The 18,288-nt window shown below is 54.4% G+C and carries 18 protein-coding genes and 1 tRNA gene; 8 read left to right on the top strand and 11 right to left on the bottom strand.

Annotated elements, in window-relative coordinates; translation table 11 throughout:
• Nucleotides 1-12 precede the first annotated feature (12 nt).
• Nucleotides 13-2,430, bottom strand: coding sequence for an ATP-dependent helicase HrpB (gene hrpB, locus GRI39_RS00875; protein WP_160738551.1), 2,418 nt, complete (start codon nt 2,428-2,430; stop codon nt 13-15).
• A gap of 80 nt (nt 2,431-2,510) precedes the next feature.
• Nucleotides 2,511-3,533, bottom strand: a complete 1,023-nt coding sequence (locus GRI39_RS00870; protein WP_160737822.1) for a polyprenyl synthetase family protein — start codon at nt 3,531-3,533, stop codon at nt 2,511-2,513.
• A gap of 65 nt (nt 3,534-3,598) precedes the next feature.
• Between GRI39_RS00870 and GRI39_RS00865 the strand changes: the two genes are divergently transcribed.
• Complete coding sequence (locus GRI39_RS00865; protein ID WP_160737821.1) at nt 3,599-3,916, top strand: chorismate mutase; 318 nt, start codon at nt 3,599-3,601, stop codon at nt 3,914-3,916.
• Nucleotides 3,917-3,964: 48 nt separating this feature from the next.
• On the opposite strand, the gene GRI39_RS00860 is transcribed toward GRI39_RS00865, so the two are convergent.
• The 5 genes from GRI39_RS00860 to GRI39_RS00840 form a co-directional block, all read right to left on the bottom strand.
• On the bottom strand, nt 3,965-4,357 hold the full coding sequence (locus GRI39_RS00860) for an acyl-CoA thioesterase (protein WP_160737820.1): 393 nt from the start codon (nt 4,355-4,357) through the stop codon (nt 3,965-3,967).
• A gap of 67 nt (nt 4,358-4,424) precedes the next feature.
• Entirely contained in the window at nt 4,425-5,897 is a 1,473-nt protein-coding gene (locus GRI39_RS00855; protein WP_425482295.1) for a sensor histidine kinase, read from the bottom strand.
• Nucleotides 5,848-6,525 (bottom strand): response regulator transcription factor, encoded by a 678-nt coding sequence (locus tag GRI39_RS00850; protein WP_160737819.1) that lies wholly within the window; start codon nt 6,523-6,525, stop codon nt 5,848-5,850. The genes GRI39_RS00855 and GRI39_RS00850 overlap by 50 nt, the downstream gene beginning before the upstream one ends.
• 101 nt (nt 6,526-6,626) lie before the next feature.
• Nucleotides 6,627-6,932, bottom strand: a complete 306-nt coding sequence (locus GRI39_RS00845; protein ID WP_425482294.1) for a PepSY domain-containing protein — start codon at nt 6,930-6,932, stop codon at nt 6,627-6,629.
• Nucleotides 6,933-7,028: 96 nt separating this feature from the next.
• A complete protein-coding gene (locus GRI39_RS00840; RefSeq protein WP_160737818.1) occupies nt 7,029-7,742 on the bottom strand; it encodes an SIMPL domain-containing protein in 714 nt (237 codons plus the stop codon).
• Nucleotides 7,743-7,850: 108 nt separating this feature from the next.
• On the opposite strand from GRI39_RS00840, the gene GRI39_RS00835 reads away from it, so the two are divergent.
• A complete protein-coding gene (locus GRI39_RS00835) occupies nt 7,851-9,644 on the top strand; it encodes an ABC-F family ATP-binding cassette domain-containing protein (protein WP_160737817.1) in 1,794 nt (597 codons plus the stop codon).
• Between the two features lie 27 nt (nt 9,645-9,671).
• On the opposite strand, the gene GRI39_RS00830 is transcribed toward GRI39_RS00835, so the two are convergent.
• Nucleotides 9,672-10,145 carry a DUF6456 domain-containing protein gene (locus GRI39_RS00830; RefSeq protein ID WP_160737816.1) on the bottom strand — a complete coding sequence of 158 codons (474 nt, stop codon included), beginning with the start codon at nt 10,143-10,145 and terminating at the stop codon, nt 9,672-9,674.
• A 96-nt stretch (nt 10,146-10,241) separates the two neighbouring features.
• Here GRI39_RS00830 and GRI39_RS00825 point away from each other — a divergent pair, with 96 nt between their 5' ends.
• Together GRI39_RS00825 and GRI39_RS00820 are read left to right on the top strand one after the other, a co-directional pair.
• Entirely contained in the window at nt 10,242-10,814 is a 573-nt protein-coding gene (locus GRI39_RS00825; protein WP_160737815.1) for a helix-turn-helix domain-containing protein, read from the top strand.
• Nucleotides 10,811-11,998 carry a glycosyltransferase gene (locus GRI39_RS00820; RefSeq protein ID WP_343033265.1) on the top strand — a complete coding sequence of 396 codons (1,188 nt, stop codon included), beginning with the start codon at nt 10,811-10,813 and terminating at the stop codon, nt 11,996-11,998. The genes GRI39_RS00825 and GRI39_RS00820 overlap by 4 nt, the downstream gene beginning before the upstream one ends.
• Before the next feature lie 22 nt (nt 11,999-12,020).
• Here the strand turns inward: GRI39_RS00820 and secF are convergent, their stop codons facing one another.
• From secF to yajC, 3 genes are read right to left on the bottom strand one after another with little or no spacing between them, the layout of a single operon-like run.
• Nucleotides 12,021-12,998, bottom strand: a complete 978-nt coding sequence (gene secF, locus GRI39_RS00815; RefSeq protein WP_160737813.1) for a protein translocase subunit SecF — start codon at nt 12,996-12,998, stop codon at nt 12,021-12,023.
• 12 nt (nt 12,999-13,010) lie between these two features.
• Nucleotides 13,011-14,612, bottom strand: a complete 1,602-nt coding sequence (secD, locus tag GRI39_RS00810) for a protein translocase subunit SecD (RefSeq protein WP_160737812.1) — start codon at nt 14,610-14,612, stop codon at nt 13,011-13,013.
• A gap of 43 nt (nt 14,613-14,655) precedes the next feature.
• Nucleotides 14,656-14,976: a preprotein translocase subunit YajC gene (yajC, locus tag GRI39_RS00805; protein WP_160737811.1), complete on the bottom strand. Its 321-nt coding sequence runs from the start codon at nt 14,974-14,976 to the stop codon at nt 14,656-14,658.
• Nucleotides 14,977-15,166: 190 nt separating this feature from the next.
• Between yajC and GRI39_RS00800 the strand changes: the two genes are divergently transcribed.
• The 4 genes from GRI39_RS00800 (at nt 15,167) to aroQ (ending at nt 18,283) form a co-directional block, all read left to right on the top strand.
• A tRNA-Pro gene (locus GRI39_RS00800) sits at nt 15,167-15,243 on the top strand.
• 192 nt (nt 15,244-15,435) lie between these two features.
• Entirely contained in the window at nt 15,436-17,097 is a 1,662-nt protein-coding gene (locus tag GRI39_RS00795) for a M28 family metallopeptidase (protein WP_160737810.1), read from the top strand.
• A 117-nt stretch (nt 17,098-17,214) separates the two neighbouring features.
• Complete coding sequence (locus GRI39_RS00790) at nt 17,215-17,628, top strand: holin family protein (protein WP_160737809.1); 414 nt, start codon at nt 17,215-17,217, stop codon at nt 17,626-17,628.
• A 220-nt stretch (nt 17,629-17,848) separates the two neighbouring features.
• Nucleotides 17,849-18,283 carry a type II 3-dehydroquinate dehydratase gene (gene aroQ / locus GRI39_RS00785; RefSeq protein WP_160737808.1) on the top strand — a complete coding sequence of 145 codons (435 nt, stop codon included), beginning with the start codon at nt 17,849-17,851 and terminating at the stop codon, nt 18,281-18,283.
• Nucleotides 18,284-18,288 lie beyond the last annotated feature (5 nt).

The following is an 18,288-nucleotide window of genomic DNA, read 5'->3' as shown; positions in this document are numbered from 1 at the left end:
TTGGCGTGAAAATCAAGAGCGATCGAAGGCTTTCTTCGTCTTTAAACTCGGGCGCTCGGTCCAGGGTTCCTCCGGCCAGCGGTGTCTGGGGTAGCGCCCCTTCATATCCTTACACACATCCCGCCAGCTTCCGCGCCAAAAACCGGGCAAATCACGGGTCGCCTGAATCGGCCTGCCAGCAGGGCTGGTAAGGTTCAGCAGCAATGGGGTCCGCCCAATCATCGGGTGCGAATCCAGCCCGAAAAGCGCCTGAACCCTCACTTCCACAGAAGGCGCGCCATCGCCAGCATAGTCTATCCTGTGATGACTACCTGCCGGCGTCGCGAAGTCCCTGGGTGCTTCACGATCAAGCTTCTGGCGCGAATCCCAATCCAGCCGCGCCATTAGCGAATCAACCAAAACCCCTTTGGGAAGCTTCAAATCGCGCCGCCCCAATAAAGCTGGAGCAAGCCATTCTTCCGCCTCTGCTACCAGCTTTTCAACCGCCAGAGCCTCAATCCTAACGAAACGCGCCCGGGCGAGCAGTTCATTTGGTAGCAGCGAATCGAGGCGGCTTATCGCTTTTTCCAGCAACAAAGCCTCCACTGCCGCCGAATCAGGCTCCGGATCAGGACCACTGGCCAATGTGATCGCACCAAGCCTGCGCTCTAACCGCGCTTCCACCCGGTCATTTGCCCAGCGCAGAGTGGAACGCCGCTCCATCAGGTCACCAAGCCACTGCTCCACCTCGGCTACGCTCAGTGGCAGTCCGGCAGTAATCCGGCTCCCACGCGCCTGCCCCTGGGCATCACCGATCACCATCCATTCGCTACTGGCAAGCGGAGAAGCCGGATCGCAGAAATACCCGCGCCCACCTGATGAAAGCCAGTTTTCGCCCGAAGCATCGCGTCGTCTGGCGATATTTTCCGGCAAGGCATGCGCCAGAATGATGCCCAAAGGCGGAGGCGTATCGACGGCTTGGCTGACCAGCTTCTGAGCTCGCCGTGCCCAACCATCAGCGAGTTTACGGGAAGCTTCGGCTTTGCCAGAACGGTCGCTATTCCACCGCGACAGACGCTGCGCCAAATCCTCCTCACGCCCACCAAGCCCACGCTCCTGCAACAGCAGCGCCAGCCGAGCCGCATCGCGGGCCGCGCCATAGCGCGCACCAAACAGCAGCATCGCCGATTGCCAAGGCTCCATAGGGAGAGAGGCCACCTTGCGGCCCCAATCGGTAATAGCACCATGTTCATCAAGCGCGTCCAATGCTTGCAACCGTTGGCGTGCCGCAGAAAGCGCATTGGCAGGTGGTGCGTCGATCCATTGCAGTGATGCCGGGTCGACCACCCCCCATTGTGCGAGACTGAGAGATAAGGGCGCGAGGTCTTGCGTCAGAATTTCCGGTGAAGCGAATGGCGGACGGCCAGCATGGGCGCCTTCTTCCCACAGGCGATAGGCGACACCCGGCCCGGTGCGTGCAGCACGCCCTGCCCTTTGTGCTGTGGAAGCCTGACTGGCCCGCGTGGTCACCAGATGAGTGAGACCCGCTGCCAGATCAAATTCCGCGCCCCGGGATAGGCCACTATCCACCACGACTGACACACCTTCCAGCGTAATGGATGTTTCAGCGATGGAAGTGGCCAGCACAATCCTGCGACGGCCTTCGCTGTCATGCCGTATGGCCACACGCTGTGCGGCGGGTTCTACCTGCCCGTGCAGAGGTAAGATCGGCACATGAGGCAGTTTCGCCTCCAACCGCTCCCGCGTGCGCTCAATTTCACGAACACCCGGCAGGAAGGCGAGAATATCACCTTCCTCTTCGCGCCATGCCTGCAAAATCGCGGAAGTCATGGCATCTTCTATGCGCAGTTCCGGGCGACTTCCCAGCCATTTGATCGTCAGTGGCCAGGCCTTGCCTTCACTCTCCAGCACCGGAGCATCTTCTCCCAGAAGGCTCGCGAATCGTGTGCCATCGATGGTGGCAGACATCACCAACAACCGCAGATCTTCCCGCAAAATCTGCTGGCTCTCCAATGCCAAAGCGAGACTGAGGTCGGAATCAAGATGCCGTTCATGCGCTTCGTCAAACAAGACCACAGACACGCCAGACAATTCCTGATCTTCCAGCAATTGCGCGAGAAAAATCGCTTCTGTCATCACCAGAATGCGGGTTTGCGCCGACCGCTTGGTATCGAGCCGTGTGAGATAGCCGACCCGCTCCCCCACTTTCTCACCAAGCATCTGGGCAATGCGTTCTGCTGCCGCGCGTGCCGCCACACGGCGCGGGCTAAGGAGAATGATGTTGCCAGTGCACCATTCCTCATCGAGCAACGCGGGTGCAACGGCTGTTGTCTTGCCTGCCCCCGGTGGTGCGATCAGGACAGCCGAATTTCGACTGCGTAGCACATTCAGCAGGTCAGGCAGAATTTTGTGGATCGGCAGATCAGTCATCAGGCCTGTATCACTCATCCTGGCCCCCGATCATCCCGGCCAAACAATACAAAGAGGGGTTATGCTTCCCTCCCTGATTTTTAGTAAAGCCGCGATACCGCAAATTGCGCCGCTTCCACCATCGCGGCGCGGGCCTTACTGTCCGGGAAGATCGACAGAGCGTCACAAGCCTTATCGGCAAATTCAAGCGCACGCTCGCGCGTAGCAGCAATCGTGCCATGGCGATTGATCAGCTGGACCGCATGGGCCAGATCTTCATCTTCCGTGCGGAAGCCTGCAATCGCTTCCTGCCAGAATTTGCGCTCTTCGCTCGTGCCTTTTTCATAGGCCAGAATCACCGGCAGGGTCATCTTGCCTTCGCGGAAATCGTCGCCCTGATCCTTGCCCATTTCGGCACGTTCAGAATCATAGTCGATCGCATCATCAACAAGCTGGAAAGCAATGCCAAGATAGCGACCATAATCGTCGAGCGCTTTTTCCTGCTCAGGCGGACAATCTGCAATCACCGCAGAAATCCGGCTAGCAGCGGAAAACAGTGCTGCCGTTTTCGCACCGATAATGTGCAGATAATGTTCTTCGCTGGTTTCAATCTTGCGTTGGGCAGTCAATTGATCAACTTCGCCCTGCGCGATAATCACGCTGGCGTCAGACAGAACTTTCAGCGCGCGCAGATTGTCTGCATCGACCATCAATTCAAAAGCACGTGCAAACAGAAAATCGCCCACCAGCACAGTTGCCGGATTGCCATAGATCATGTTGGCCGCTTCTTTGCCACGCCGTGTTTCAGACCCATCGACTACATCATCATGCAGCAAAGTGGCGGTGTGAAGAAATTCCACTGCTGCTGCCAGCTTGTGATGATGATTGCCCTTATAGCCAACCAGTTCAGCACCAGCGAGTGTCAGCATGGGCCGCATCCGCTTCCCGCCACCTGAAATCAGATGGCCAGCAAGTGCCGGAATAAGCGGAATTTCGCTCTGCATCCGGTCGAGGATAACAGCATTGACCGCCTCCATAGATGGGGCTGTCAGCGACAGGATCGGGTCCAGACTTGGCTGGCTCGAACGATCCTTCATCTTAACGGAAACTGCCTCTGCGCTCATATCTGCCGCAAATGGTCGGAATTGCCCTGCTTGGCAAGCGCCGAATAGCTGCTAGCAAGGGCGCCATGTCCAATACGCAAGATCAAACGCCGCCTCAATCCAGCCCTGATGAGGTTCTGAACAGCTTCCGCAAGAGCATTGATAATATTGATGCCGCGCTGATTCATATGCTCGCTGAGCGCTTTCGGATCACGCAGGCGGTCGGTGAATATAAGGCCAAAACCGCGCTCCCCCCCGCAGATCCTGCGCGTGAAGAGCGGCAAATCAAGCGCCTGCGTGCGCTGGCTGAAGATGCTGATCTTGATCCTGAATTCAGTGAAAAATTCATTCGTTTCGTGATTGATGAAGTGATCCGTCACCACAGACTCGCCCGCGAAGATTAAACTGCAGGCGGACATTTTGCCCCACCCGGATGAGGCAAACATTTCAATCTATTTTCTATCCGACCCGATAAAGCGGTTTGCCAGATCAGTGGCAACCCGCATCGGGCGGCGTGACACCGAATCAAGGCAGCACCAGCAGCTCGTCACTTCGGCGATGGTTTCTTCACCTCGGCGGAAGAGAGTGCTGAAAAAGGTTCTCGCCCCCTTCACTTCCTGCGCGATGACATCTGCAAAGACCAGATCATTCAGGAATGCTGGCTTACGATAGGTGATCTCATGTTTGAGAGCGACCCAAAGGTGTGTTGCGACCGCTTCCGCTGGGGCGACGGATTCCCAATATTTGACCACCGCATCCTGAACCCATCTGAGATAGACGGCATTATTCACATGACCCATGTGGTCAATGTCCGATCCGGCGATGTCGGCGGTATAACGAAACATGAAAAGCTCCTCCTTTCAGAAGAGTATCCTATTTACATCAATGTTAGGTATTGCACAAGCTGTGCGCTCAATTGCCTGCGCGCGGGAGGTCGAGTTGAACAAGTAAACCGCCCAGATCCTCACTTTCATGCAAGCTCACATTACCGCCGTAAATATGGACAACATCGCTCACAATTGCGAGCCCAAGCCCGGTGCCGGGCTTTTCAGTATCGAGCCTGGCACCACGCGCAAAAATGCTCTTTCTATCCTTGCTGGGGATACCGACTCCGTCATCTTCAATCCACACGCGGCACAAGCGCTTCTCAGGTTCGGCATCAACCGTGACGAACACACTTCCACCGCCGTATTTTGCAGCATTTTCAATCAAATTGCCGAAAATCTCATCAAGATCCTGTCGCTCAATCGCAACTTCAGAGTTTTTGCTACCATCAATGTCAAACCGAACATCAGGATAGAGCCTGGAAACGGCGCGTTGCACAGCCACGGCACTATCAAGCACATTAGCCCTGGCGAAGCCGACTGAGCGCCGCCCTGCCGCCCTCGCCCGAGCAAGGTGATGGTCAACCTGTCGCCGCATCACGGCAGCTTCTCTCAAAACAGTATGGTCAAGGTCCGGCGCATGGGCACTTGCCGCATTTGTCAGTACAGTGAGCGGCGTCTTGAGTGCGTGGGCAAGGTTGCCAGCATGGGTGCGCGCTTCCTCGGCCTGCTTTTCAGAATGGGCCAGCAGTGCATTTAATTCCTCAACCATCGGCTGCACTTCCAAGGGCAGAGGATCAGTGACCCGGTTCGCCCCGGCAGTTCGAATACGAGCGATCGCCAATCGCACCCGGCGCAATGGGCTCAGACCATAGAAAATCTGCATCGTCGCCATCAGCAACAGGCCGATACCAAGAACTGCAAAACTCCAGACCAAGATCCAACGAAATTGTGCAATCTGAGCGTTCAGCCCCTGCCGGTCGGCAGCAACCACAAAATGCCACTTTGTGTTACTTTCAGGTAGCATTATGGTGCGTTCTACCACCCTTAAAGGCTCGTTGTGGAACTGCTTACTGTCATAATAATATGGCTGAAAATCATTGCCGACATCATGCACTTCCAGCGTGCGATCCCATAAGGATCGTGAAGGATACACATCATGCCCATCACCGCTGATTTGCCAATAATGCCCACTATTAGGCTCTAAAAACCGCTGATCACCGAGCAAACGATTGAAATAAACCTCTCCTTCCGGGCCGATCTCTGCCGAACCGATCATCGCCGTCAAAACATAGTTCAACTGGTCGTCAAACTGACGAGTGACGAGGCCAGCCAATGTGCGATCAAGCGCAAATCCGCCGAGCAACAACAGAATGGAAATCCACCCGGCTGCAATCAGCATCATGCGCCGGGCAAGGCTCCCGGTATGTGGGGGGGCTGCGCCAGCAGCGATCGCCTGCTTTTCCAGCAAGCCGTCTCCAACAGAAACGGCTTCGCCAGAAATGCCAGGCTTACTCGCGCGGGGCGTCAGCGGGGTCGTCGAGGCTGTAACCGAGGCCACGGATTGTCGTGATGATATGCGCACCGAGCTTCTTGCGGATACGCGTTACAAAAACCTCGATTGTATTGGAATCGCGGTCAAAATCCTGATCGTAAATATGTTCGATCAGCTCCGTTCTGCTAACCACCTTGCCCTTGTGGTGCATGAGGTAAGACAGGAGCTTATATTCCTGCGCCGTCAGTTTCACTGGCTCACCGTCGAGCGTCACCCTACCGGAGCGCGTATCAAGCCGCACCATACCGGCAGACAGTTCAGACGACGCATTACCAGATGCACGGCGGATAAGGGCGCGCAGGCGTGCGATCAATTCTTCAGTCTGAAACGGCTTGGCAAGATAATCATCCGCGCCCGCATCAAGACCCGCCACCTTGTCAGACCAGCTATCGCGGGCGGTGAGAACCAGAACCGGGAAATTACGGCCTTCTTTGCGCCACATACCCAGCACGGTGAGGCCATCGATCTCAGGCAGCCCGAGGTCGAGGATAACTGCATCATATTCTTCGGTTACGCCCATGAAATGGCCGTCTTCTCCATCAACCGAAAGATCGACGGCATAGCCATTTTGTTCAAGCGACGTTTTCAATTGCTGGCCGAGGGTGGGTTCGTCCTCGACAATCAGGATACGCATGCACATTCCCCTGCGGTTAAGCGGCCCGTGATGTGGACTCTTCTATGAAACACGTCAACCACACGACAAGTTTCAATTGGGGAGACATTCATTGCATAAAATCAGTCTGAGCGGCCGATAATCCGCCCAGACCGAGCATCGACATCCACAAAAACGACCCGACCATCGCGAATGAACTTCAATCGATAGATCTTGGCCGCAACATCATATTCCGGTCCTAAATATTCGTGACCCTTCATCTGCGGGAGAACCCGGCGTTCAATATCGCGCAGCGATTGAACGTTGCCTTCCCGCATAGCTTTACGCACTTGACCCTGCTCATCGCGCGATTGAGCAGGCGCAACGCTCGAGAGACCAAGGCTCAAAATGACCGGAAAGAGTGAGATAGCAGTAAGCTTTCGCATCATGCTATCATGCATAAGCTTGATGCGTTGAACAATGACTGAATGAGCCATCCGTCAATAAATGAAGGGCCAGAGAAATTCCCTAGCCCTTACAATGCTTTATTTCACCATTTGATATTTAACTGAAACCGTCACACCGGTCTCCACCATGCCGGGCTGGACTGGTGTGGATTCAGCCACTGCATGAGCTGTAGCCATGATACGATCACTCATCATTGGCTGGCTACGTGAAATAGATTCACTCACTTCCAGCAACTGAATATTCGGATAGCCAGCCCATTTAGCATATTCCATTGCCTGTGCCTTGGCGCTGTTCAGAGCATTACGACGCGCTTCAGCCTTGGCAGCCTGATCATTTTCCAGTGACCAATTAGGCCCGTTAAGATCGGTAGCCCCGGAGGCTACGAGCGCATCCAATGTCTGACCAATCTTTTTCGTGTCGCGTAGGACAATATTCACTCGGTTGCTCGCTTGATACCCGCGGAAGACCTGCTTGCTGTTTTGCTGGTCGTAATCATACCGCGCACCAAGGTTGATCCCTGATGTCTGAATATCGCGCTCGGCAATACCAAGCGCCTTAATCTTTTTAATCACAGCCGTCATAGCTTTGGCGTTCTGCTGCATAGCCTCTACAGCCGTAGGTGCTTCAGTGGTGACACCGGCGCTCATATTCACAATATCCGGATCGGCTTTGACAGTTTCATTTACAGTCAGTTCGATCACCGGTCCTGTAGCCTGAAGCTGAACTTCTGCTGCCATAGCAGGGCTGGCAATCGCGCTCGCCGCCAGAAGTGGAATGGCATAACGGAACATAGGCTAACTCTCCTCGATAGAATGCGCTGTAACTGCGCTCAGGTGAATTACGCCTCGATGAACCGCGCGTTCCTTGCCACCGGACATAAGTGTCCCTAATTGCCGCGCATGGCGGAAGCACCAATTTTAAGCTGGGAGGGCCTGGGCCTTAATCAAGGTACAGGCTGGCTCTTCAAAGATCTTGACCTCAACATCGGGCAAAGGGACCGTTTGGCCCTGATTGGCCGCAATGGTGCGGGTAAAACGACTTTGCTCAAACTGATTTCAGGCGAAGTGGATGCCGATAAGGGCACCCGCTCTGTCCAGCCCGGTAATCGTATCGTTGTGTTGGAACAGGACCCGGATTTCAGCTCTTTTGAAAAACTGATAGACTATGCCCTGAGCGGCAAGGACGCTCCGCAACGCTATGAGGTCGAAGCGATTGCAGATCAGCTCGGCATCGATATGGAGCGCAACGCGAAAAGCGCAAGCGGTGGTGAGAGACGCCGTGCAGCGCTCGCCCGTGCACTTGCGATGGAACCGAATTTGCTGCTGCTGGACGAACCGACAAACCACCTTGACCTTGCCGCCATTGAATGGCTGGAAAGCTGGCTATCCCGCTACAAGGGCGCCTTTGTAACTATCAGCCATGACCGCGCCTTTCTCAAGAAGCTGACCAATGCCACTATCTGGCTTGATCGCGGGACTTTGCGCCGCAAAGATATCGGCTTTGGCGGATATGAGGCCTGGGAAGAACAGGTTTACGCTGAAGAGGCCCGCGCCGCTGAAAAGATGGATGCCAAGCTCAAAATCGAAGCCCATTGGCTTGAACGCGGCGTCACCGCCCGGCGTAAACGCAACCAGGGTCGTTTGTCGAAATTGTGGGAAATGCGTGCACAACGCGCTGCGATGATTTCACCACAAGGCACAGCCAAGATGTCTCTTGGCAGCGATGACGTTAAAACCAAATCGGTGATCGTCGCGGAAAACGTCAACAAGAGTTTTGGTGATCATACGATCATTCGCGATTTCAACCTGCGTATTCAACGCGGTGATCGGATCGGCATCGTCGGATCGAATGGCGCAGGCAAGACCACGCTACTCAAAATGCTCACCGGCCAGTTGCAACCTGATACTGGCAGCATAACGCTGGCCAAGACACTCGATAGCGTGATGATCGATCAGCAACGCAGCCTCCTCTCACCAGAAAAACGCGTGCGCGATATCATTGCTGAGGGCGGAGACTGGATTGATGTTCGCGGTACACGAAAGCATATTCAGGCCTATATGAAGGACTTTCTCTTCGATCCTGCCCTGATCGAAGCCCGTGTCGGAACGCTCTCAGGTGGCGAACAATCCCGCCTGCTGCTGGCCCGCGAATTCTCACGCCTATCCAACCTTCTGGTGCTCGACGAACCGACCAATGATCTTGATCTTGAAACGCTGGACCTGCTTCAGGAAGTGATCGCGGATTATGACGGCACGGTGATGATCGTCAGCCATGACCGTGATTTTCTGGATCGCACGGTGAATGTTACACTAGGGCTTGATGGCAGTGGCTATATCGATGTGATTGCTGGCGGATATGCTGATTGGCAGGCTAAACGTATTGAACGCAACACAGCCAATTCCAGAAGCTCTTCTACCAGGAAGTCATCTCCAGACGCACCGCCCCCACCGAAAAGCCGGAAGCTGAGCTATAAGGATCAGCGCGATTATGACAGACTACCGGCTGAAATCGAAAAGCTTGAAGCTCAAATTGCGCGCGGGGAAGAGGCTCTTTCAGATCCGGAACTTTACACCCGCGACCCGGCCAAATTTCAGCAGTTAACGAAAGCTCTCGAAAAGGTTCGCGCTGATAAGGATACGGCAGAGGAACGTTGGCTGGAACTGGCAGAGCAGGTGGAATTAGCGGAAGGGTAAAACCCCTTCTGCCAATTCTACCCTCAGTCAACGGATACGATAGAAATCGGCAACGCGATCAAGTGCCAGCCTAAGCACGAGCTTGCCGCTTCTTGCTGGCCATTCCAGCGCCTTTTCTGCTGCCGAAACAGCTTCTCCGGCGCAGACCACGCGCCAGAGGATGTCCTGCAAACCGCGGCCAGCATTGCCAAGCGCCCCATCAAATCTCTGCTTTGCTGCAATTTGACGTTCCGCCGAGTTGAGGCCTTGCCCCCGCCCACTTTTGACCCGTACGGGCTCCCAGCTCATTGTGACATTGGCAGAAAGCTGAGCTCTTTCATAATCTATCCGCAATTGCTCACCCGCTGCAAATAGCCGATCATCAAGGTGCCCATGCGCATGAAGCCATGATAATGGCGATTCGCTCAGATTCACTGTGACAGAGCGCCCTCGCCGCCGGACTTTTCCACCATGCCTTGGCCCTTCGCTCGTCAGCGGGACAGTTGCATATTCGGCTTTCATGACCAATTCTCCTCTACTTGCAAACCCGAGACTTGCCAAAGAGCGGTTCATGTAGGAAAGTTAAAAAACCATTTTGGTTACCAGAGAGGTTTTAGCGTGATCAATCGCATTCGCGACATTCGCAAGAGCAAGGGCCTGACGCTGGCGGAAGTGGCTGAGAGATGCGATCCCCCGACCACTGCTCAAACGATCGGGCGACTGGAAACGGGGATGCGCAACCTCTCCCTTGTCTGGATGAATCGGATTGCAGAAGCGCTCAACATTGAGCCCGATATGCTTGTGAAAGGTGATCAAGCACCTCACCCTCAATTTGTCGCAAAGCTAACAGATAAAGGGGCAGAACCGCTCAACAATCCGCATGATGCTATCCTGCCGACGCAGTTGGACAGCAAGTTGCCATTGATATGCGTTGATATCGAAGTTCCACAAGGTGAATACCGCTCCGGTGACCAGCTCTGGATGCGGCAATTGGCACCTGAAGATGCACCCAAGTGTATCAACCGAGATGTGTTGGTACCACGTAAAGGTGGGCGGTTTGCGTTTGGGCGATTGATCGACCGGAAAGGGCAATTGGTTGGCATTCTTCCACCTGGCGCGGGGCAGAGGCAGATCGTGGTAGACAATCCTGCATGGTTCGCGGTGGCAGAGATGCTGGTGCGAAAACTGTGAAACGGGTCCTCTCCCTCGCCACGCTTTACCCTAACGCGGCGCAGCCCCGTTTCGGAACCTTCGTTGCGCGGCAATTAGAGGCACTGGCAGCACGTGGCGATTGGGATGTTACGCTTATCAACCCGATTGGTTTGCCACCTGTCGCTTTCGGCCACTATCGACAGCTCGCCAAGTCTATGCACAACGGTATTGAAAATGGCGTTACGGTCTATCGCCCGCGTTTCACTCTGATTCCGAAATGGGGTGGCACAATCAACCCTGCGATGATCACGCGCGCCGTACTCCCGCTCGCGCGCAAACTTCATGCTGAACAGCCATTCGATCTGCTGGATGCTCAGTTCTTTTTCCCTGATGGACCTGCGACGGAAAGAATTGCCACTGCGCTTGGGCTGCCCTTTTCGATCAAAGCCCGTGGCGCAGACATTTCCTATTGGGGCAAACTTGCCTCGCCAAAGAAGCAGATGCTGGCAGCGGCAGAAAAAGCCGCCGCGCTACTTTCAGTTTCCGGCGCATTGGCAAAAGACATGGCACAGATTGGCCTGCCGAGCGATAAAATCACCATCCATTATACTGGTCTTGACCGGGCGCTTTTTCTCCCGCGGGATACAACTGATAGCCGCAAGAGCCTGCGTTCTGCATTGAACCTGGCCATTCCTGACGACGCCCCCCTTCTAACAACCGTAGGGGCACTCATCCCACGCAAAGGTCAGAGATTGGTCATCGAATCCCTGCTTCAAATCGAGCGGGCGCACTTGTTGATCGTCGGTACGGGGCCGGATGCCGTTCTGCTCAAACAACTTGCCGGTGAATTGGGTGTGGAAGAGCGTGTGCACTTTCTGGGCTCTCTTGACCATGACATGCTGCCGGTAGTGCTCAATGCTGCAGATGCAATGGTCTTGCCATCTGCCAGCGAAGGGCTCGCCAACGCCTGGGTGGAGTCCCTAGCATGTGGCACTCCGCTGGTTATCACAAAAGCAGGTGGCGCAGCAGAATTGGTGAGGCACCCATCCGCCGGGCAAATCGTTGAGCGCAATGCGCCTGCCATTGCCTCTGGCATCAAAGAAGTGCTGGGTAACGCCTATTCTGCACAAGAAGTTGCGGCGAATGTGAGCAATTTCAGTTGGGAAAATAACGCTGCCCAATTGGCAGACTATTTCACCAAGGTTGCGAGCCGGTCAAACTAACCCACAACCTTGGTGATCAGGATTAGCCCTGCTCGCGCGCAGCCCTGTCCTGTTTGTCGGTCGCAGTTTCAACCGGCACAAAACTGGTAGAATTGACCCCCAACCAGGTCAGGATCGGCGCAGCCATATAGACCGAGCTATAGGTACCGATGAAAATACCAAGTGTGATCGCCGCAACCAGCCCGAACAGGCTTTCAGGCCCGAAGAACAGCAACGGGATCAGCGCAACCAACATGGTCAGCGACGTCATCACGGTGCGGGCCAGCGTTTCATTCACTGAAAGGTCCAGCAGTTCAACAATCGGCATCTTGCGATATTTTTTAAGATTTTCACGAATGCGATCATACACCACGATCGTGTCATTCAGCGAATAACCAATGATCGCAAGAATTGCCGCGATGATCTGCAAGCTGAATTCAAGCTGGAAAAGCGCGAACATGCCCAAGGTCAGCGACACGTCATGGAACAACGCAAACAAGGCACCCACGCCGAATTGCCATTCGAAGCGTATCCAGATGTAGAGCGCAATAGCCAGCATCGCAGCCAAAAGTGCGTAAATCGCATTGGTGCGGAATTCACCTGAAACCTTGCCGGAAACGGTGTCCACCCCATCCACACGAAGGCCTGCATAATTGCCTTTCATGTTGGAAACGATTTTCTGTGACATGGCCTCAGCCGCACCAGGTTGCCCTTCCGCGCTTTCGGGCAAGGCTACACGGATCGAAATCTCGTTCGGTGCACCAAAACGCTGGATGATGGGGTCCCCATAACCAAGCTTACTGATATCGGTGCGAAGCTCAGCGATCGGGGCCTCTTTATCCTGCGTAAAAGTAGCGCGGATTTCCTGACCACCGGCGAAATCAACGCCGTAATTCAGGCCCTTGGCCATCACCAGGCCCCAACTTGCGGCAATCAGTAACAGCCCGACAAGGTAAAAGGGCAAACGCCACTTCAGAAAGTGGATATTGGTGTCCTCGGGGACGAGTTTGAGCAGTCTCATTGTCCTGGCCCCTTAAATGTTGATGTCGGATGGGCGCGTTTTGCGCAACCAACCAGCGACCCACATGCGGGTCAATGGAACCGCCGTGAAGACAGATGTGAACAAACCAATGATCAGAACCATGGCAAATCCGCGAACCGGACCTGAACCGAACAGGAACAGCAGCATGCCAGCAATGAAATTGGTGACGTTAGCATCGTAAATCGCGCGACTCGCTTCACGATAACCATTTTCAACTGCAGTGAAGACCCGCCGCCCGCGCTTTCGTTCTTCGCGTATACGTTCGTTAATGAGCACGTTGGCGTCCACCGCCGCACCGATGGTCAAGACGAAACCAGCGATACCCGGCAGAGTGAGCGTCGTTCCGATAACCGCCATGATACCAAGGATCATCAGCACGTTAATGACGAGTGCCACCGTAGCATAAATACCAAAGCGCCCATAATGAGCGATCATCAGCGCGATCACGAGGAATGAGCCGATGCCCATGGCAATCAGACCCTTACGGATCGAATCAGCACCAAGATCAGGCCCGACCGTACGCTCCTCCACGACAGTCAGATCGACTGGCAAAGCACCTGAACGCAAAGCAATCGCGAGCTGATTAGCGGAATCAACCGTGAAATTGCCCGATATCTGCGCGCTGCCACCGAGGATTGGTTCGTTAATGTTCGGGGCACTCAGCACTTTGCCATCAAGGATGATCGCAAACGGCTTGTTGACATTTTCACTCGTCAACTTGGCGAATTTCTGCCCGCCCTGCTGATTGAATGTGATCGCAACGACCGGGGTATTTTTCTGATCAAAGGTCTGTTGAGCATTGGTCAGCGAATCCCCACGGATGCCACCAAGGCGCTTAACCGCGATGGCGCTGGCGCCAGCATTAGCACCTTCAGCATAAGGAACAATTTCACTGCCCGGAGGTGCAATGCCCTGTTCAATGTCAGACGGCAGAGCTGTCGTATCCACCAGTTTGAATTCGAGGTTGGCGGTCTTGCCAAGCAGTTCCTTCAGCGCCTTCGGGTCCTGCAGACCCGGCACCTGAACGACAATCCGATCATCACCCTGACGAAGAATAGTCGGCTCACGCGTGCCAAGAGAGTCGATTCGCTTGCGGACCACTTCGGTCGCGCTGTCCATCGCCTGCGTCACCGCCTGATCAAGGCCAGCGCGTGTCTGTTTAATGACAAAACGCGTGCCATCGACCACTTCGATAGTCCAATCGCGCTGTCCTGTAAGGCCCGCGCCTGTGGTCAGGGGTTGGATGGCTTCACGCGCTGCATCTACTTGGTTGGCGTCTTCTACCATGAAGGACAGACGGCCATTCGCACTGGAAAAATCACCATAGCGAATACGCGGCTTGGCATTGCCAAGTGCGCCGCGAACGGCCTCTTCCATGCTTTCCAACCGCTGACGAGCAACCTGAGAAGGATCTGCTTCGAGCAGAATATGACTGCCCCCGGCAAGATCTAGGCCAAGGTTGACTTCAGGGTCGGGCAAAAAGCTCGGCCAGGGTTCCCCTGTTATGGAGAATAGCGACGGGAGAGAGGCTGCAGCGATGACAAGTGCCACCGCCCATAACCAAATCTTTTTCCAGCGGGGAAAATCGAGCATATTTGCGCAATCTGTCCTGTATCAACGCCTGCTAGACAGGCTATCAGTCGTTAGCGGGTTTGCTACCAGATTCGATCACATCGCCTATCGTGCTTTTCACGACCTTGACGCGTACGCCCTGGGCAATTTCGACTTCAGCGTAATCGTCTTCCACCTTCATGATCTTGCCTACAAGACCACCAGCAGTAACAACTCTGTCATTCTTGCGGATTCCAGAAATCTTCTGCTGATGTTCCTTCTGCCGCTTCATCTGTGGACGGATAATAAGGAACCAGAAGATCAGCGCCATGCCAACGAGGGGAAGGAAACTGAACCATCCCGGAGCACCGGCGCCGGCTGCACCGGCGGAAAGAAAATCAAGCATAAAGACGACTCATTCTGTCGAGAATATATGAAAATTCGATGGGAGAAGACCTTATGACGCTACAAAGCACAAGGCTTCTACGTCCTTTGATCCATCCCTTGGAGCCGCGACTAGCAGTAAAGCGAGAGACTGGCAACGCAGCGGGTTGCCAAGACAAAACAAGCGCCGTATAGGCGCCCAACCACTGGAACGGGACGTAGCGCAGCCTGGTAGCGCATCACACTGGGGGTGTGGGGGTCGTAGGTTCGAATCCTATCGTCCCGACCAGTGGTAAAAGCTCAATTGATGAGACTTAGGCGGGCAGCGGAAGCTGCCCGTTTTGCTTTTGGAGCTTGCGCCGAAAGCCTCCACGCCTTTTCGCAATGGCCTGAGACACGATGAAACGCATCAGGATTGATGCGCATCAAATCTGTTTGACAGCAGCTTGTCGGCAGCCCTCTCCTGCCTATAGTAACACCCATGAAAATCAGCACACTTACACTCGCTGCCACGCTTTGCGTCGGCATTGCTCAGCCCGCTTTTGCCGATATATCCGTCGATACAGACAGGATTGAGCAAACGGTCAAAACCCTCGCGTCTGACACATTTGAAGGCCGTGCCCCCGGTACGACAGGCGAAGATCGCACGATTGGCTATCTTATCGCACGATTTCAGGACTTAGGGCTTGAGCCTGCCGGGCCGGACGGTGAATGGCTACAAAAGGTGCCTCTGCTTCACACACAACTTGGCACCCCTACCACGCTTCAATTTAATACCCCTCAAGGCATCATGCCTGTAACACGCGGTAAGGAAATTTACTTATCCACACTTCGCCCGAGCAATGAGGCACAGATTAACGATGCCGATGTCGTGTTCGTCGGATATGGGGTAGACGCCCCGGAACGTGGTTGGGACGATTTCAAGGGCGCAGACCTGAAAGGTAAGGTCGTTGTCTTTCTCGTAAACGACCCTGACTTTGCCGCCAAGTCAGGCGAGCCGTCAGTTGGCAAGTTCGGCGGCCGGACGATGACTTATTACGGACGATGGACCTATAAGTTTGAAGAAGCGGCAAGACAGGGCGCAATCGGCGCGTTGATCGTACATGAAACAGAAGCAGCGGGTTACGGCTGGAATGTCGTTGCCAGCCCCGGCGGTGAAAATTACGATGTGGTCCGCCCGCCGAAAGATCTTACCACATTGGCGCTGCAAGGCTGGATTTCAGGGGATGCCGCGAAGGATCTCTTTTCCCGCGCCGGGCTTGATTTGGCCGTATTGCGAAAACAAGCGCGCAGCCCGAAATTCAAACCCGTTGCACTGAAAAATATTCATTTCTCAGCTGACATCCCTGTTACTCACGAAGAAGTGGAAAGCCATAATGTGCTGGCCAAGATTCCCGGCACCAAGCGGCCCGACGAAATCGTCATGTATGGGGCACATTGGGATGCGTATGGAGAAGGTCCGCCTGATGAACAGGGACGTATCTATCGCGCTGGAGCGAATGATGATGCGCTGGGCGTTGCCGGCATTCTCGAAATTGCTCGCCAGATGAAGGCAGCCCCTGCCCCTGATCGCAGCGTCGTTTTTGCCGCATGGACCGCAGAAGAGCGGGGCCTTTTAGGATCGGAATATTACGCAGCTAATCCGGTTTTCCCATTGGAGAAAACAGTTGCCAATCTGGACATTGATATTCTGCAAACCGCAGGTGCCGCCAACGATGTGGTGCTGGTCGGCAAAGGACAAAATACTCTGGAAGATGATATGGCCCGCGTTGCCGCGACTCAAGACCGTACTGTCACCCCGGAAAGCCTTCCTGAACGCGGATTGTTCTATCGCGCAGACCATTTCTCTTTCGCCAAACGCGGCGTGCCTGTGCTACTTTTGATGGGCATCGCCGGAGCGGCTGATCTTCGTAATGGAGGGCGGGCCGCAGGGCAAGCGTGGATCGACGATTACACCGGCAATTGCTACCATCAGGCATGTGATGCGTGGAGCGAGAATTGGAACATGGCTGGTGCGAAGCAAGACATCGACCTGATCGGCACGATCGGTGAAAGCCTCGCCAATTCCGATACATGGCCAGAATGGAAGCCTGGTTCTGAATTCAAGGGCAGGCGTGATGAAAGTGCCGCCAGCCGCAGATAGATGACGCGCACGCACCGCTGAATAGGAGTAATTCGGCGGTGCATTCACTATAATAGCTTTCCTACAAGAACCATATAGGTTCAAAATTCTTCGCCAAACCAACCAGCGGAGATTTTTATGCCTATCCTCGATTCGCTTGTCGGGCCAATCGCTTCGATCATCGACAAGATCATTCCAGACAAGGAAGCGCGTGACAAAGCCAAGATTGAACTGATCCGGCTTGAAGGATCTCAGGAAATGGAGGCAATTCAAGCCCGCCTTACCGCGATTGTTGCCGAAGCCCAATCCAAAGACCCTTGGACCAGTCGCGCTCGACCAAGTTTCCTTTATGTCATTTATATATTGCTGCTTTGGGCGTTACCCATGGGCGTTCTTGCTGCCTTTAGACCAGATACCGCGCAAGATATTGCAAAAGGTATGAACGCCTATCTCAACGGGCTACCTGAACCGCTCTACGCCTTATTCGGCACCGGTTACCTTGGCTATACTGCTGCACGCCAATGGGGAAAAGCCAAAGGGTCTGAAAAGTAGATTTCTTCGAGAACACCTTAGCCCATCTAACCAGATATTGATTCCCAGGTATTGCCATTCCAGAAGCACCATTTTCGCCATGGCATTTGCACCTTGAGCCTTTTACCGCAGGCGTCACCAAACTGCAGCACTGTGAGATTTTCCCTTGTAACGTCGTGCCTTTGCCATCACCTCCGCAAAGCGTTATTGCTTCCAGCAAATGAATATCAAAGGATAGCCAATGTCCGAAACAGTTTACATTCTTAACGGCCCGAACCTCAACCTTCTCGGTGTGCGCGAACCTGAAATCTACGGCGCGGCTACTCTGGATGAAATTGCAGGTGGCCTGGAAGATAAGGCCAAAGCGCTTGATCTTGATATCGAGGTTCGTCAGTCGAACCATGAAGGCCATCTGATTGACTGGATGCATGAAGCACAGGCTGAAGGTGCAAAGGCAGTTATTCTTAACGCTGGCGCCCTCACCCATACCAGCCTTGCTCTTTATGATGCCATCCGTGGAATCGGCCTCCCCGTAATTGAAGTGCATCTTTCCAACCCGCACGCGCGAGAAACATATCGGCACAAAAGCTATGTTGGAATGGCTGCAACCGGTACAATTTCCGGCTTCGGGCCATTGAGCTATGAGCTCGCTCTGGACGCCGCCGCTAAGCTGTAACACAG

It is taken from the genome of Altericroceibacterium indicum, assembly GCF_009828105.1.
GTDB classification, from domain to species: Bacteria; Pseudomonadota; Alphaproteobacteria; order Sphingomonadales; family Sphingomonadaceae; genus Altericroceibacterium; species Altericroceibacterium indicum.
This window is presented reverse-complemented; position numbering and strand designations above follow the sequence as displayed.

Excerpts from the sequence above, each read along its gene's own strand:
- hrpB (WP_160738551.1), bottom strand. The coding sequence starts at position 2,430 with ATGACTGATCTGCCGATCCACAAAATTCTGCCTGACCTGCTGAATGTG.
- GRI39_RS00865 (WP_160737821.1), top strand. The coding sequence starts at position 3,599 with ATGTCCAATACGCAAGATCAAACGCCGCCTCAATCCAGCCCTGATGAG.
- yajC (WP_160737811.1), bottom strand. The coding sequence starts at position 14,976 with ATGCTTGATTTTCTTTCCGCCGGTGCAGCCGGCGCCGGTGCTCCGGGA.
- GRI39_RS00835 (WP_160737817.1), top strand. The coding sequence starts at position 7,851 with ATGGCGGAAGCACCAATTTTAAGCTGGGAGGGCCTGGGCCTTAATCAA.
- GRI39_RS00840 (WP_160737818.1), bottom strand. The coding sequence starts at position 7,742 with ATGTTCCGTTATGCCATTCCACTTCTGGCGGCGAGCGCGATTGCCAGC.
- GRI39_RS00795 (WP_160737810.1), top strand. The coding sequence starts at position 15,436 with ATGAAAATCAGCACACTTACACTCGCTGCCACGCTTTGCGTCGGCATT.
- GRI39_RS00850 (WP_160737819.1), bottom strand. The coding sequence starts at position 6,525 with ATGCGTATCCTGATTGTCGAGGACGAACCCACCCTCGGCCAGCAATTG.
- GRI39_RS00830 (WP_160737816.1), bottom strand. The coding sequence starts at position 10,145 with ATGAAAGCCGAATATGCAACTGTCCCGCTGACGAGCGAAGGGCCAAGG.
- secD (WP_160737812.1), bottom strand. The coding sequence starts at position 14,612 with ATGCTCGATTTTCCCCGCTGGAAAAAGATTTGGTTATGGGCGGTGGCA.
- GRI39_RS00870 (WP_160737822.1), bottom strand. The coding sequence starts at position 3,533 with ATGAGCGCAGAGGCAGTTTCCGTTAAGATGAAGGATCGTTCGAGCCAG.
- aroQ (WP_160737808.1), top strand. The coding sequence starts at position 17,849 with ATGTCCGAAACAGTTTACATTCTTAACGGCCCGAACCTCAACCTTCTC.
- GRI39_RS00845 (WP_425482294.1), bottom strand. The coding sequence starts at position 6,932 with ATGATGCGAAAGCTTACTGCTATCTCACTCTTTCCGGTCATTTTGAGC.
- GRI39_RS00860 (WP_160737820.1), bottom strand. The coding sequence starts at position 4,357 with ATGTTTCGTTATACCGCCGACATCGCCGGATCGGACATTGACCACATG.
- GRI39_RS00790 (WP_160737809.1), top strand. The coding sequence starts at position 17,215 with ATGCCTATCCTCGATTCGCTTGTCGGGCCAATCGCTTCGATCATCGAC.
- secF (WP_160737813.1), bottom strand. The coding sequence starts at position 12,998 with ATGAGACTGCTCAAACTCGTCCCCGAGGACACCAATATCCACTTTCTG.